At 51.6% G+C, this 14,653-nt stretch carries 16 protein-coding genes; 9 read left to right on the forward strand and 7 right to left on the reverse strand.

The features are described 5' to 3' along the window. The 5 genes from CP556_RS26260 to CP556_RS22210 form a co-directional block, all read left to right on the forward strand. The coding region (locus tag CP556_RS26260; RefSeq protein ID WP_098727804.1) for a hypothetical protein at positions 1-732 on the forward strand (732 nt) is incomplete at its 5' end. A 222-nt stretch (positions 733-954) separates the two neighbouring features. After that, positions 955-1,209 carry a DUF7692 domain-containing protein gene (locus CP556_RS22190; RefSeq protein WP_098727805.1) on the forward strand — a complete coding sequence of 85 codons (255 nt, stop codon included), beginning with the start codon at positions 955-957 and terminating at the stop codon, positions 1,207-1,209. A gap of 719 nt (positions 1,210-1,928) precedes the next feature. After that, the gene (locus tag CP556_RS22195) at positions 1,929-3,518 is read left to right on the forward strand and encodes a sensor histidine kinase (protein WP_176548305.1); all 1,590 of its coding nucleotides are present in this window, start codon (positions 1,929-1,931) and stop codon (positions 3,516-3,518) included. A gap of 162 nt (positions 3,519-3,680) precedes the next feature. Further along, entirely contained in the window at positions 3,681-4,502 is an 822-nt protein-coding gene (locus CP556_RS22200; RefSeq protein WP_098727807.1) for an IS5 family transposase, read from the forward strand. Positions 4,503-5,130: 628 nt separating this feature from the next. Then, entirely contained in the window at positions 5,131-5,832 is a 702-nt protein-coding gene (locus tag CP556_RS22210) for a helix-turn-helix domain-containing protein (protein WP_098727809.1), read from the forward strand. A gap of 50 nt (positions 5,833-5,882) precedes the next feature. Here the strand turns inward: CP556_RS22210 and ddfA are convergent, their stop codons facing one another. After that, positions 5,883-6,122 (reverse strand): DdfA family disk-determining factor, encoded by a 240-nt coding sequence (gene ddfA, locus CP556_RS25580; RefSeq protein WP_141551744.1) that lies wholly within the window; start codon positions 6,120-6,122, stop codon positions 5,883-5,885. Positions 6,123-6,347: 225 nt separating this feature from the next. Here ddfA and CP556_RS22215 point away from each other — a divergent pair, with 225 nt between their 5' ends. Continuing rightward, positions 6,348-6,635, forward strand: a complete 288-nt coding sequence (locus CP556_RS22215; RefSeq protein WP_098728245.1) for an amphi-Trp domain-containing protein — start codon at positions 6,348-6,350, stop codon at positions 6,633-6,635. A 316-nt stretch (positions 6,636-6,951) separates the two neighbouring features. Then, positions 6,952-7,506 carry a hypothetical protein gene (locus CP556_RS22220; RefSeq protein ID WP_098727810.1) on the forward strand — a complete coding sequence of 185 codons (555 nt, stop codon included), beginning with the start codon at positions 6,952-6,954 and terminating at the stop codon, positions 7,504-7,506. 19 nt (positions 7,507-7,525) lie between these two features. Here the strand turns inward: CP556_RS22220 and CP556_RS22225 are convergent, their stop codons facing one another. Beyond that, positions 7,526-7,909, reverse strand: coding sequence for a redoxin domain-containing protein (locus CP556_RS22225; protein ID WP_098727811.1), 384 nt, complete (start codon positions 7,907-7,909; stop codon positions 7,526-7,528). Between CP556_RS22225 and CP556_RS22230 the strand changes: the two genes are divergently transcribed. Then, complete coding sequence (locus tag CP556_RS22230) at positions 7,871-8,698, forward strand: IS5 family transposase (protein WP_098726460.1); 828 nt, start codon at positions 7,871-7,873, stop codon at positions 8,696-8,698. The two genes, CP556_RS22225 and CP556_RS22230, sit on opposite strands and share 39 nt — an antisense overlap. Positions 8,699-8,705: 7 nt before the next feature. Here the strand turns inward: CP556_RS22230 and CP556_RS22235 are convergent, their stop codons facing one another. Both CP556_RS22235 and CP556_RS27435 read right to left on the reverse strand, forming a co-directional pair. Next, the gene (locus CP556_RS22235; protein WP_098727812.1) at positions 8,706-8,960 is read right to left on the reverse strand and encodes a redoxin domain-containing protein; all 255 of its coding nucleotides are present in this window, start codon (positions 8,958-8,960) and stop codon (positions 8,706-8,708) included. Between the two features lie 1,238 nt (positions 8,961-10,198). Further along, on the reverse strand, positions 10,199-10,429 hold the full coding sequence (locus CP556_RS27435) for a HalOD1 output domain-containing protein (RefSeq protein WP_394340755.1): 231 nt from the start codon (positions 10,427-10,429) through the stop codon (positions 10,199-10,201). A 161-nt stretch (positions 10,430-10,590) separates the two neighbouring features. Between CP556_RS27435 and CP556_RS22240 the strand changes: the two genes are divergently transcribed. Further along, positions 10,591-10,926: a DUF7344 domain-containing protein gene (locus CP556_RS22240; RefSeq protein WP_098727813.1), complete on the forward strand. Its 336-nt coding sequence runs from the start codon at positions 10,591-10,593 to the stop codon at positions 10,924-10,926. Positions 10,927-11,739: 813 nt separating this feature from the next. Here CP556_RS22240 and CP556_RS22250 read toward each other — a convergent pair. The 3 genes from CP556_RS22250 to CP556_RS27440 form a co-directional block, all read right to left on the reverse strand. Beyond that, a protein-coding gene (locus CP556_RS22250; protein WP_098727815.1) for an IS630 family transposase occupies positions 11,740-12,740 on the reverse strand; the annotation gives its coding sequence in 2 pieces (ribosomal slippage) (positions 11,740-12,248 and positions 12,248-12,740; 1,002 coding nt in all). A gap of 183 nt (positions 12,741-12,923) precedes the next feature. Beyond that, positions 12,924-14,198, reverse strand: coding sequence for an IS4 family transposase (locus tag CP556_RS22255; RefSeq protein ID WP_098727783.1), 1,275 nt, complete (start codon positions 14,196-14,198; stop codon positions 12,924-12,926). 98 nt (positions 14,199-14,296) lie between these two features. After that, on the reverse strand, positions 14,297-14,458 hold the full coding sequence (locus tag CP556_RS27440) for a helix-turn-helix domain-containing protein (RefSeq protein WP_098727816.1): 162 nt from the start codon (positions 14,456-14,458) through the stop codon (positions 14,297-14,299). Between the last annotated feature and the right edge of the window lie 195 nt (positions 14,459-14,653).

The raw sequence follows: 14,653 nt of genomic DNA on the forward strand, positions 1-14,653 counted from the left end.
ATGGGAACTGATTTCGACCTATCTGAGTTCATTAAAGACACCTCAGAATTATTCCTTGTTTTGGGCGTGTTCGCTGCAACTGCGGTCTACACTCATGATCTTCAGGGTAGCGATGCGGGCCTTACAGAGAAGTATTTAGGATATGGACATGGTGGCTCGTTATTAATCGTGGCTCTTCTAACATTTTTGATATACAAGGAGATGACACAGAGACTTGGAGGGAAGTTTGAGCTCATGCGAGCACACTTACGTGTTAAGAATGTTGAATTAATACTGTTCTCGTTATCCTATTATCTCCTATTTTGGTCAATTGGATGGCTTATCCTCGATCAAAGTTCAATACTTCAAATAGTCCCGCTCACGATTATTGGGTTTTTCGTTCTAGGGGCAATTATGTATTTATTTGAGTTTTTAGATGGGAATATTAAGTCTGACATTAAACTCGCGAGTATCCTCCTATTATTGTCGGTCGTTTCTATTGTTATTTCATCGAATGGACTGATATGGTTACCTGATAATTATGAATTGGTGACTGTAGGGACATTATCTCTTAACAATGCAGTAATGATGTTACCTACCAGTGCATTTGTTACATCTATGATTGTATTTGTGATGTCTATTATAATCGGGATTATTTCATCTGTTGCCCTGTTTTCTGGATTTATTGTATATGCAAAAGAGAACATATCCGCTTGGTTGAGGGAAAAAAGGGCAAAGTCTGAGACGGAGTAACTCTACCAACTTCTATCCTCACCCTCTCTGATTGCACGTCGACAAATCCCATTTCCCGAATATGCACACGAGACACGAACCCTCGTGTACATATCTCGAGTCGTTCAGTCGCTCGAGACCGTGTTCGTCTCTGGATGACCGACACGTTCCGCCTGTTTTGGGCCGAAATGGGCCATCCAGTGAGCCGAAAAAACGAGGATTTCGGGGCTCGTGTGTACGAGTATGCGAATCAGAACCGACGGCGACTATGTGTACCGACGGGACGCGATCGAACGCGCAGCCGTCTTCTACGACTGGAACAAGACGGAAGCAGTGGTGAGCGCTTGCGATGACATACCGAAGTTCGTCCAGGCGTCCCGCCAGGTCCTCGAGCGTGACGACCTCACGCTCGAGCAGCGCCGGGAGATCGCCAAGACGCTCTCAACGGGAGCGGTAACGTTCGAAGTCAAATCCGAGATCGTCGTCGACACCGATTAACAGTAGTTGGTAATACGACCTCTTTACTCAGAAACAGGTGAGAATCTGAACACTCGGTCCGGTAAGTACAGGCAAACGATGCACCACGGTGGATTGGATGTATCCAACTCCTGGCAAGGATCCATGCAGAATCCAGAGGTTGTGTGTGTTTCAGACAGCTGGCCGTTTAAATTCACCAGACTCATGCTGTTCAAGACGCTTGGCCGAGCGTTTCATCGCCTTTCGGACACGCCGGTAGATCTTCTCCGTGTCAGTCACCAACACTAATTTGAGTCTGGGTGGCTTTTGAGATCTCGGGCCTATGGCGTGACACTTTCTTCGGGAGGGGCCTCCGGCTGAGAGGGGCAGTATCCCACAGGACACCTCCTTTAGAACACTCCTCTTCACACTGCAGAATGATGTCAACAGCTCCCAGCCTGCTGGCTCGTCCTGTCCCCCTTGAAAAGCTCTTGCACGAAAAATGGTAGCTCACGAAAATATTTTTCTTGGCCATTGAATTGGAAAAGCACGCTCGAGATGGCCAGAGCATTAATCAACCTGTAGAACCTGTCTACTTATAGTACAATTATCCACATTTTTGAGAAAATATTCGGGAACCGAACCAGCCACGAGACGCCATCCGGTAGTCGAGACCGAATTAATCGGTCTCAAACATAGTGAGTTTGTCACCGAATCGTCATCCCTTGATCCCCGCTCAATAAATGGATCACGCACAACAATTGGACGCGCTCCACGAGCGAACACGGATGTTCATGCGGGCTGACTCTACCTACGATGTCGCACAGATTGCGACCGACGCGGCGCGCGACCTCCTTGGGCTTGAAGTGAACAGTGTGCTCGTATACGACGACAATCTGGATGCACTCGTGCCGCTGACGGAGACACGGGAAGGACGAGCCTTGTTCGGCGAATACCCAATATTCTATGCAGGCGAAGGATTCGTCTGGGAGGTCTTCGAAACAATGGAGCCACAACTCTACGAGGATGTGAGCGCTGAACCGGGTGTGTACAATCCGGAGACACCGATTCGGAGTGAACTGATCTTCCCACTCGGCGAGCACGGCGTCTTCATCGCTGGGTCGACGACCGCCCGTGACTTCGACGAGCAAACCAAATCGGTGGCGAGCGTGTTGACAGCCAATGTTGAAGCCGCGCTCGATCGCGTGACACGGGAAGAGACCATCAAACAGCTATATCTCCAGCTCGAGGCGCTTATCCGGGCTAACACCCGCGAGGAGGTGGCGACTCTCGCAGTCGAAACAGTTCGAGATACCCTTGACCTTCCGTTAAGCGGGATTTACCTTGCCAATCGAGCACGAACAGCCCTCGAGTCTGTTGCCGTCACTGACCAGTTCCAAGAGCAATTCGGGACAGCGCCCTCATACGATCGGACTGCCCCGTCACGATCCATCGACTCCGTCATCTGGGACGTGTACGAACGCGGCGATACGGTTGTGATCAACGATGTCTGTGAGAACGATGCGATCGAGGCTACGGAGACGCCCGCTCGGAGTGGCATCATTCATGCCCTGGACGAGCATGGTGTCTTTATCACGTCGTCGCCCGATACGCACGCGTTCGACGACACCGATAAAGCACTGACGGACATCCTGGCAACAACCATCACCGCTGCGCTCGACCGGGTCGAACACGAAGTGTATCTCCGTGGGCAGAAAACCACCTTGGAAACGGAGAACGAACGGCTCGAAGAGTTTGCGCATGTCGTTTCACACGATCTGCGCAATCCGCTGACGCTCGCAACCGGACGGCTTGACCAGGTGCAAGACGAGTACGAGAGTGAGTCTCTCGAGGAGATCGACGCGGCGCTTGAGCGCATGGAGACGCTCATCGAGGATCTACTGACGCTCGCCCGCGAAGGCCGGACCGTCGCCGATTTCGAGGCGTTGTCCCTTGAAGATGTAGTCCGTCAATGCTGGCATCATCTCGACACAGATAACGCTACTCTGACTATCACCGACGATTGTACCGTGCGGTCCAACCAGAGTCGATTTTCTCAACTCTTCGAGAACCTCTTTCGAAACGCGATCGAACACAACGAGGGACCAGTAACGCTGACTGTTGGGCCACTCCGCGATGGGTTCTTCGTCGAAGATGATGGAGTGGGGATTCCACCGGCCGATCGCGACCAGGTGTTTGCTGCCGGCTACTCGACGAACGATAATGGAACTGGGTTCGGGCTGAGGATTGTTCAGGAAATCGTCGACGCGCACGGCTGGGAGATTACGGTGACGGAGGGGTCGAACGGCGGCGCGCGCTTCGAGATAACGAATGTTCCACTCCCATCATAGCGAGATCAGCAAAGCAGACGATGCCAAGATCACTGACCAACATAGCCCGCTTACGGCAGAGGGAGGACAAAATCGGATTTTGAGGGGAAGTTTATGAATTTGGAACCACCGGCTCTGTTGAAATCCTCAAAGAGTTACAGGTTCGCCCTGTAATTCCACGAGATGAAGGCCCTCCCGAAGTCGCAGATTCTCCGCTTTACTGAGAAGGCGATCCATCTGGCACGCCGAGCGGTCTCTCAATACTCCTCGAAGTTCTCCAAACACCGCTATACACTCCCGCAGCACGTTGTTCTGTTGTGTCTCAAAGTTCGAAAGAACACAACCTACCGTGGTCTACTTGACGAACTGATCGAGATGACACGCATCCGACGAGTTCTTGGATTAGCCGAACTTCCTACGCCATCAACGCTCTGTAAGGCATTTAACCGGCTTGATATGGCCGTATGGCGTATTATGCTGACTCTCTCAACGACGCTACTTCCGACGAGCGGAGTTGTTGGAGTTGATGCGTCAGGGTTTGACCGCAGTCACGCTTCGAAACACTACACGAAACGCGCCGAGCTCACGATTCAGCAGCTCAAAGTGACGCTGTTGGTCGATACAAAGGTGAACGCAATTCTCGATCTCCACGTGACGACGACACGAAAACACGATAGCCAGATCGCTCCGTCGTTGATCAAACGCAATCCCGAGAGCATCGATATTCTGCTCGGTGACAAAGGGTACGATGATCAGAAAATCAGGAGACTTGCCCGTCAATACGAGGTTCGTCCACTGATTAAGCATCGTGAGTTCACGTCACTTCACCGGGCATGGAACGCACGCTTGGACGCTGATCTCTACGGACAACGGAGTCAATCAGAGACTGTCAACTCAACGCTCAAGCGGAAGTTCGGTGCGTTCGTCCGCTCACGACGGTGGTGGAAGCAGTTCCGTGAACTCACTATCACCTGTCTCAGTCACAACATCGACCGATCACTCTGAGTAATCAAAAGAGGGGACTTACAGATCGCTTAGCACAGTGACCACTCCCAACAGATATTTCAGCGATCAAGATGTCGAACAAAGATGATTCCAACATAGCCTTAGACTCCACCTTAATGGTGCCAACATTGCTTTCCTGTTAATTATCCGTGCGCACAGAAAGTTGGAGGGGCGTTCTTCAATAGCCGCCTGCATCCGAAAAGCACCGTCCGCATTTGCTAATCCCATTACTGGCAATTGCCTGTTCTACGGAGGTGTTGTGTAACTGCTCTTGCCTAAGGTGGCGGGTCACACCACAATCTGTATGGAACCCGGAGGTACCCCGCTTTCGTTTGTGTAGCGTGTCCGTATTTACGTTCACAATCCCATCCTGGGGAGGTTCGTCGAGGGTGTTGCCCATAGCTACCGTTCCCCACCACCTCAAATAGTTATCTTCCCTGACTGTCAAGGTGGTTTTGATCGTCAATCGGCGGCTACCGGTTTCTCTTGCTATTTGCAGAGCCGTCACAATTAGTGACACTCTGTCTTGACCAGAGCCCAGCAATTAGGTCGATAATCCCGGAGTACATTGTGTCATGATAATGCATACCACAAGATATTTCTCCCATCCCTGAGTACGGGTACACCAATGTCTCTGCAAGAACCATCAGCCAGACCTGTGTGTGAAGTCGAGTTTGGCTTTCAGGACTCTCGGTATCCGTTCGTGGGTGTCACTAAGAAGGAATCGTGCCGGTTCGAACTCGCCGAAATGCTCCCTCGTCCCGATGGGCGGTACGCCGAATACTTCCACGTTAGCGGAGTCGAACCGGAGCGAGTAGCAGGCTACGCAACCGAGATGGAGACCGTCGACGTCACGATCCTTGCCGAGTATGAGGATGGAGGCAGTTTGGAATTTCTTGTATCTGGCGATTGTCCTGCATTTCGACTAACCGAACTCGGAGCGCTCCCGCGCGAAGTCTGCGGGAGAGAAGGCGTTGGTCGTCTCGTCGCCGAAATCCCTGCTGAAGAAAATCCATCGGAAGTCGTCGAGACATTTTTGCAAGAGTATCCGGATGTATCGCTGCTCTCGAAGCGGGAAAAAGACGGTATTGCGCCCCGATTTCCAGACTCCGGGTTCCAACGAGTCCTCCAGAATCATCTCACGGATCGCCAACGCGAAGTACTCAAAGCGGCGTTTGAAGAAGGATATTACGAGTGGCCTCGCGAATGCACCGGCGAAGACATCGCTACGGAACTCGGTATTACATCAGCCACCTTTTCCGAGCATATTCAAGCCGCTGAGCGGAAACTACTCACAATTATGTTTAACGGTCCCGATGCCGGAAACTAATTCCGCGCACAGTTTGGTTGATTACGGCCCACCGAATCCGCCTTCTGCTATTACTCGGGTCCTTTCACGACTACCTCCCCATCTGCGAAGACTGTGACATCGCAACCCTCGTACTGGAAGTTGACAGTATCCGATGGGAAATGATGTGAATCAGTAGATTGTGGTCCAAAGAGATCTGCAAGGGCATCGACATCGATGCTGTTGTAGAGCGGGGGGATTTCGGTGGGATTCTTTCCAGTCGCTTTTGAGACAGAAGTAACGATTGTGTGGATTACGGATTCACAGTCCATTTTGTTACATTTCGATGTGACGCCGATTTGTTGTACGTCTGTGCTAGATCCGTGCTCGGGAGTGGGGTATCTCGTTCACTCATGGTGTCCAACCTCACAAGAGGTCCGGATGAGATACTGCAGGCTCACTCCATAATCGATGTCCCTACATCGCAAGGGCTTCTGAGTCATGATCGCTTTATTATTAGGGATTCACTTATCGGTGCAGGAAGCGTACCGTTCATTATGCCTGAAGAAGTCCTGTTCAAATCAGAGAGTGACCAGACCCGAGAAGAAATCGCATCGTATCTCCGCAATGTCGCTGATAAGCTCGAACAAGGGGATGCAATCACACTCAAATCCGGTTCCGAGTCTGTGACAATGGAACCACCAGCACGCCCGACGTTTGAGGTCAAAGCCGAACGCGAGGGGCCAACGGACGGGCCCGGTGAATTGAGTATCGAGTTCGAACTCGAATGGGAGGAAAACGGCAATGAGGGGGATGGCGGGAGCGACCAGTTAGAAATTGAGTGATCAATTTGCATCTTTTATTGACTAGCTGTTTCGGACGAGAATCTGTCTGAATAAGAGAATTTCAACAAAGCCGAACCACCGTATTTTTAGAATGGTGAAGAGAATTGTCAGTATGGATTCTCCGCCGCCTGGATGGACGACGCATCGGTTCGATGAGCGATCAGTGCGATTCAGCAACAATGCAAAACGGATAGAAGTAGGCATTAAACCGGCACCCCGTGCGGGTAGGAAGGGGCAGTCTGACACAAATTCAACAGGGTTTGTTGTCCATGTCCATCAGGACCGAGCTGGTAAAGGAACCCTCGGGGATCGGAACATGGCGACGACTGTTGAGACGTGGGACAAGGCATTGACAACCATCTACACGTTCATGGAAAAGTTCAATGCAGAGCAGGCAGCGCTGCCACGGGACGATGTAGAATCGGTCCATCGAAGTCTTGACGACGTCAATACGGCCGAAGCCGTTCTCTCGACAACAACAGCTGCGGAAGCGCTCACTGATGCCGCAGGGTACACAGACGAGTTATTGCTGGATGTCTTAGCGACAGAGACGAATAGCCAGTTTCGGTTGGTGGCCCATCGGAAGGGGAGCGAGGTTAACACTATTTATCGGAATCGGGCCTCGGACCTTGGTAATATCTCCATTGCAACGATACACACTACGTTCCCGGTGGACACATTAGGGGTTGAAACGATACTGGATGCTGAGATGCCGATTGCGATAACGGTCCATGTTGGCAACCATACGATCTATCGGTTCATTTTCGGCGACAGGAAAGAAACGGACGTCGTCCTTCCTCGCGGGATTCAGCTTGTAACACCAGAGTTTGAGCGAACAGTCATGAACGTCTTAGACGAAAAATGGACGTAGTATCGCTCTGGTTTGATTACTACGAGTCGAAAACATCGACTGACTTCATTGCATCTTGAACCTCCGACAGGTCCGGCTTCACGAGAGCATCCTCTGTCATCCATGCATACTGGACGGTTTGTGTGTCGTCGATAACGAAGAGTGCCCGCTGTGAGACGTTTTGATGCTGTTCCCAGATATCGTATCGGACGCCGTACTCCTCACAGACTTCAGCGAGGCTGTCGCTCAAGAGTGGGAATGTCAAATCGTGCTCGTTGATGAACGCGCGGTGGGAATAGGCACTATCGGCTCTGGTGAATCGTTGGACGGCGTCGGTTTCGACCGTCAGAACTAGGAGTATGAAGCGGGAAACCGCCGATGCTCTATGTCGAAAATCTCCCGCTTCACGAGCAAAGTCGTTCAGTTAGCTAAAAATGCTGTTGGTGAGCGAGGCGAAGTCGCCGCCCCCGAAGGGGGTGGCGGCTTCGCCGAGTATGCGGTAGTGTCGCTGCACTGTCTGCGGGTTTACCTGGAAAAATCCTACCGAGAAGCACTCGATTTGCTGAGCGAGATGCCACAAATACTCGGGGAGATCGGCCTTGAACCGACCGATCTCCCCGATCACTCGACGCTAGTCAAGTGGTTTGATAGGATTAAGACCGCACTCTGGCGAGTGCTGCTGCGCCTCTCGGCGCAGCTGCACGGCCAGAGCGGTCACGCCGCCATTGACGCGACGTTTTTCGACCGCGAAAACGCTAGCAAACACTACTGCCGTCGGACGAATTACCGGGTTCAGACGCTCAAAGCGACAGCTCTCGTCGACACAGAAAGCCAAGCAATTCTGGACGTTCACTGTACGACCGAGAAACGCCACGACACACAGCTCGGCTGGCAGGTCGCCCGCCGCAACGCGGGCGACCTCGCCAGCCTCGCTGCCGACAAAGGCTACGACTGGATGGATTTACGCGAAAAACTCCGCGAAGACGGCGTGAGACCGCTGATCAAACATCGTGAGTTTCGGCCCATCGATCACGCGCATAACGCGCGGATCGATGGGCCTCGATACCGCCAACGAGCGATGTGTGAGACCGTCTTTTCAACGATCAAGCGCACGCTCGGCGACGCCGTGCGTGCGCGAACTTGGTACGGTGAATTTCGTGAACTCGTTTTGATGTGTGTGGTTCACAACACCAAGCGATCTCTAAAACAGTGAAATCAAGCTACGTCTGGCGATTCACCACGTCCGCACTATCAGTAGAGATGCCGAAGAGATTGACACCCTCGGTGAACGTTAGCCACTCGACATCGCGGAAGTCACAGAGCTCTTCCGTGCAAATCGGGCTGAAATCGAATGGGTAAAAGGCTAACACAGCAGCGCCTTCATTGGTGTACTCTTTGAGGCTATACTCGTCGATTGTCTCACCGTCCGTTCCTGGAAGAGTGAATGAAGGCGCTGTCTCACCGAGTTCAAGCATGTCTCGTATGAGTTTTGACTAATCCAACATAAAATGATATGAAGTATGTGTGCTTTGTTCAGTTCGCATATGTAGTTGCCATTCAATACAGACAGAATTCAGCACAGCTATTTCACCAGAATTAATAGAGAAATAATAGGAAGGTTTACCCGTATAAGAGTTCGAGGTGAAATATGACGTTCACTGTTGAGTGCTCTCGTTGCAGTGAACCAATGGAATATCAGCCAACTACATTTGTTACCGAAATACGTTTCCGGTGCAACAATAATGATTGTATCCGTGTGTTAGCATCCTGAGATTCCTTCTATCCCCCAAGAGAAGAAGTAGAATGATCTATTCGCACATGCAGTGTTCATATATTTCACGATAAAATGTGCCTGGATAAAGGGCCTTGAGAGGCGCCCTGATATGGTCAGGCGCCGGGGTAGTTTTAGAAGCTAAAACAGGTCTCTGACGAACTACTCGAGGACGAGTAATACTATTTGTCGCCTGTTGCTTTATTGCAGTTTCTCTCGAAGGGAAAAGCGTCCGTGGGGACAGGTAGGTGGTGGCTTCGAAACCCCACGGACTGCTAAAAACAGGGTGGTGGACGCTATAAACGTAACCAAACGTAAAAATCGTTCATTCCGTTATTTGATAGCAGACCTCAGTATATTTGAGATAGATAACAGTGATGACGATATCCGGAGAGTAGCGAACTTCCCTTGCGATAATCTGTTCGTAACATCGTTGTTACCAACTTATACGGCCAACAGAGTTATTTCGGAAACGGACACAATATGATGATGACGAGGGGGAATGGGTTCAGTCATTGTCTGACAGAATCCGTCCGACACGAGACATACGGTCCCTCGTCTTCCGAGATCAAATCACGTTCCGACGTGAAGCCAAACTGTCAAGATCATCGATCTCGGACCCACCCAAGTCGATACCCATTGACATTGGATGGGGGCTCTAACACTGGCCTCTGGCCGGCGTTTTCTCGAGATACCAAAGCATATTGGAACTATTGTTTTGTAGATAACTCAGGTATACAAATATGCGGCAGGTGGCCATCCCCCAGATGACCCTGCCGCTATATCTTCCTTTCGACGAACTACGGACTATCTCACCACGGAGCTCAAGGAGTCTTTGGCCGAGTTCGTATCGAAGGACCCGCTGTTTCTGACGTAGTCATACATATCCAAAGAAAGATGAGGACCGTCTTAGCGCTATCCTAGCTGGTTCCAATACTTCCGTTATTTCGTTGGTGGGCTCTCTTCGACTTTGACCGTTGGCTCTTCATCAAATTCAACGAGGACCCAATACCCAGCATATCGGAATTTAATCCAACCAGATCGCTTTTCCCCGTCTTGAGTCGTCGAAAACAGATTTCCAAGGGCGTCAGGATCGATACTGTCGTACAATGGAGGAAGATCTAACGAGCCTACGCCCTCTTTTTTTTTTTGAAATAATATCAATAATAGCATTAGATATGATCTTTGTTTTGGCTGGTTTCCCTCCCATAGCAGGATTAAAACGTAATGGCATTAATAAATGGCGAAAATTGTATTTCTGACGGCTATATTGCTTGGGGATGTTTTCCGCAAGGACCATCACGGTTTTACATCCACGGTTGTTTATATCACACATGGTTTCCGTTGATGAAGTGTTAGGGCTCTTGAATGATGAGCGTCGGCGGTACACATTGTACTATCTCAAGGAGCAGAATGGGGCGGTTCACATAGACGATGTCGTGGAAGCAGTCGCAGAGATGGAAGCAGATACGGCAGCGGGAACACAGTCTGTCGACGATCTCGAGGACATCAAACTAACGCTGTACCACCAACACCTCCCAAAAACGCGGCCACTGGAGTTTGTTCACTTCAATAGAGACAATCAGACGATCGAACTCACCGATGATCCGGCCAAATTCGATACGCTGCTTACGGTCGCAAAGGTCTTAGAACAGTCATATGACCTGTGATTCAGGTGGCTACATAATTCGGTTTCAAGGAAAAATGGCCAAATGAGGGGTTCTAAAAAGGACAGTCTTTTTTGTCAATATGAAAGCATGATGACTGAGACATATGAGGCGATCGTAGATGAGATCCAATCACAGAATGACCGAAAGGTGGTCTTGGTTACTGTCAAAGGGCCGGATCACCTCCCAAAACGATTCATGGAAATAACGACGAATAGAAGAGTAAAACACCTGAAGAATTTGACCGAATCGCAGGGTGACGTCCCAGGTCACAAGATTGGACGGGTTCCGGCCCAGTACGATGAAGGCTGAAAGATTGTATGGAACGATATCGGGGAGTAGCGCCGCACTTTTACTGTCCACCTCCGTTCAGGTCTCCCGACTGAGTGCCTCATCCCGCAGCCAGAACTGCTCGACTATATCCTAAACTTGCGCTTCGTCGCTAAAGCGAGCCTCGAAACCATTGGAGAACAGATCCACCTCCTCTCCACCGCGGGAGGGCAGGTTCCGATACTTTCGATATTGTACTGAAAACGGAATGGGGAGATACGGGGGTGCCTCCATATGTGTGGGGGAAGGGGGTCGGAGGCGTTCTATTGCCTGTGGTGATGGCCATTAACTGTTTTTGTTAGTTTCAACTATCCAATAAGTTGATGGTAGTATGGTCACAAGCAGCAGATGGCGAGGGGAGAGGATTTAGTCGTTGCCCGACAAAATCCGCCCGACTCTGAGACATACGGTCCCTCGCCTTCCGAGATCGAACCACGTTCCGACGTGAAGCTCTTCTCTCACGTAGACACTGACCTATAGTAGACGTTAGAAATAATTGCTCAATTTAGGGATAGAGAGTTGATCAAGAGCGGTATCGATCGCTGTTGTCAGCTCAGAAAGCGAGTCGAAGAATCGGTTGCTAAGTGCTGATTGCAGCTGTCTCCAGCACTCTTCGACTGGGTTGAGTTCCGGGGAATATGCTGGTAACGTGACGAAGGCGAGGTCGTCACGGGCCGCCAGGTCCGTGACGGCCGATGCCTGGAAATACGGTGCTCCATCGAGCACGACGATTAAATCCTCTTCGAATTCTTTGCATAACGCGAGAATGAAATGCTTCGCGTGATCGGCGGTGACGTACTCGGTGAACCGTGAGAAGAAGCACTCGCCGTCTTCGGTAATCGCGCCAAGCAGACACGTCCAGTCGCGTTGGCCAGAAAGTTCGACGCTCGGCCGCGTGCCGCGCGGAAACCACGCGGCACGCGGCTCAACCTGGACGGATTTCTTGGTCTGATCGATGCAGACTACTGTGGCGTCCATCTCCCGCCGCTTTTTTTGAGTTCCTCGCGGAACTCTTCTGTGTCTGACTCCTCGGCTTCGGCGGCTGTACGGCGCGGTTTGTGGTAGCTTAATCCAGCTTCTTTGAGTAACCGGCGGCAACTCGGATAGGAGTACTCGACGCCGTAGGTTTCTTCAAGAAACTCCTGGACGAGCGCCGGCGTCCACGCCGGCGCGTCGATACCGACTTCCTCGGGAGGTTCGTGAACGGTTTGTTCAAACTCTTCTTGCTGTGTTCCTGAGAGCTTTCGTTTTCTCCCGGATCGATGAGCATCAGAGACGGCTTGCTCAAGCGGTTTGTCCGTATCGAGTCGCATGAGCCAGCTGTAGATCGTTCTTCGACCAGTGTCGTGCCACTCTGCAAGTTCGGTCTGCGTCAGGCCGTTCTTGTATGCAATCGCCGCTAACAACCGTTGTGTCGGCTTGTTTCCCTCAACCTTGCCAAGGGCGTCTTGGAGTTCTTCGACGGAGATTTCGTCGAGATGGTCCATTGTCTACAGTGACAATCTACGGGCGGAAAATTCTAACGGTTACTATAATGTAGGCCTCGGTCGTTTTCTTGTCATCATAACTCAAGGGTTTCACTCCCATCGGCTCTGGTGAATCACCAGAGGGCGTTGGTTTAGACTATGTTAGTAGTAGTGTGAATAAGTACAATCACCATTCGTCTTTAGCTAAGACTCACACCTCGGTTGCGTAGCGGTAGCGAGCGTCTCTTGTAAGATCGGTCGTTGCTGGTGGATCTTCTGTGCATCCTCAATCAACCGCTCCAGCAACGGCGGTGGCGAGTAGCCGAGGTACTCACCGAGTTCGTGGAGGATGAGCTGGGCGTGCGACCGGAAGGTCGCCGCCCAGCGTTCTGGCGGAAACACGATCTCATCATCGGCTTGCTCGGTGACCAGACCCAACAGATCACGACTCACCAGCAGTGACAGCAACGCCGCATACAGCAGAATCTCCACAACAGCCGGGTTGCTTGTGTCGAACTCATCCAGTTCGTACTGCGTCTTCAGTTCACGAAACAACGTCTCTACCTCCCACCGACACCGATACAGCGTTGCTAGATCAGCCGGGAGGAACTCCTCTCTCGGTAGATTCGTGATGTAGAGATGGTAGTCGTCGGCGTCCGCAACGAGGACGCCGACGACGCGGAACCGCTTCGTGTCCAGCGACCGTGTTCCGTTGTACGGCCCACGTTTGAACTCCGCTTCGACCTCAACGTCGATGTACTTCCGCGAGAGATCATCGACCACTTCGTGGAGCTGCTTGCCCTCCAAGGGAATGGCGCGGCCGCGCCATTCCCGTAATTCTGCCGTTATCACCGGATTCGAGTTCGCTTTCAGCCGACTCACGAAGTAGCCGTCGTTCTCATCGATCAACGCGAAGCGGCGGTACTTGAAGTACGCCAGATCGAGTAGAACCAGCCGTCCGTCCAGCCACGAACCTGTCTTGAACAGAGTGCTGTCGTGTGTTTTCTCGTCCGTCACGTCGATCCGTTCAATCGTCTTGTCGGTGGCATTGTGGAGCAGGTGGAGCTTCGCTCCAGCCTGCTCCTCGTGACGGGCTTGGAACTCATCAGAGAGGAACTCGTGCAACCGCAACACCGTTCCATCAGCGATCATTACGTCTCTGAATCGGTCGATATCAGCGTCAACAGCGTCGGGTACAGCGACCTCGTCGAGCGCGGCCTCGACGAGGTCGCGGAGATACTCCGCGAGTGTCGGCGTCAGCCGGTGATAGAACCCGCCAGAAGAGATTGGTTCGTCAGCTGTGGCGTTGTAGCAGCGTCTGAACCCAGCGAGTGTTCGGCTTTCGCCTGCGGCGAAGCCGAACACGAGCGCCCACACGAGGACAGGAATCTGGAGCTTACCCTCTCGCTCGACCACGCCGAGTTCCTCGGCGTGCTCTTCGAGGAACTCGGAGGGAAACAGTGTAGTGAGCCGACGCATAATTCTCGATGAGGAGGTGTCGTTGTACATACTCGTCGCCTCCTCATTCCTCTCGAAAAGTAGCCTCGATAAGCCGTCGCTGTCACGTGGTTCTCCCCTTAGCTAAAGACGGATGGGTGGTTATGTAACGTGCTCTTCGGTAGATCAATTTCCTCAGCGATATCGGTGAGCGTCCCTCCGTTTATTTGGCGAATTACGTCGAGGATACGTAACGTCCGGACCGCTCGAACCGGAGAGTCGTGCTCGTCTTTTGGTATCATATGCCAACTAATGAGGTAGAGTCACTAAAGTCTTATCTAGCTGAATTTTCCACCTTGCCCTCTATGGATAGAACACAAGGGTAAATGGGGTCGAGACGCGTTTGTTTACTGTTTGAGTCCGATTCAGCAGAGCAGAAACTGAGTCCGTTCTTCTAACAGAAATCGACGTGTATCGGCCCAGTTAATTACAATCAT

It is taken from the genome of Natrinema sp. CBA1119 (assembly GCF_002572525.1).
GTDB lineage: Archaea > Halobacteriota > Halobacteria > Halobacteriales > Natrialbaceae > Natrinema.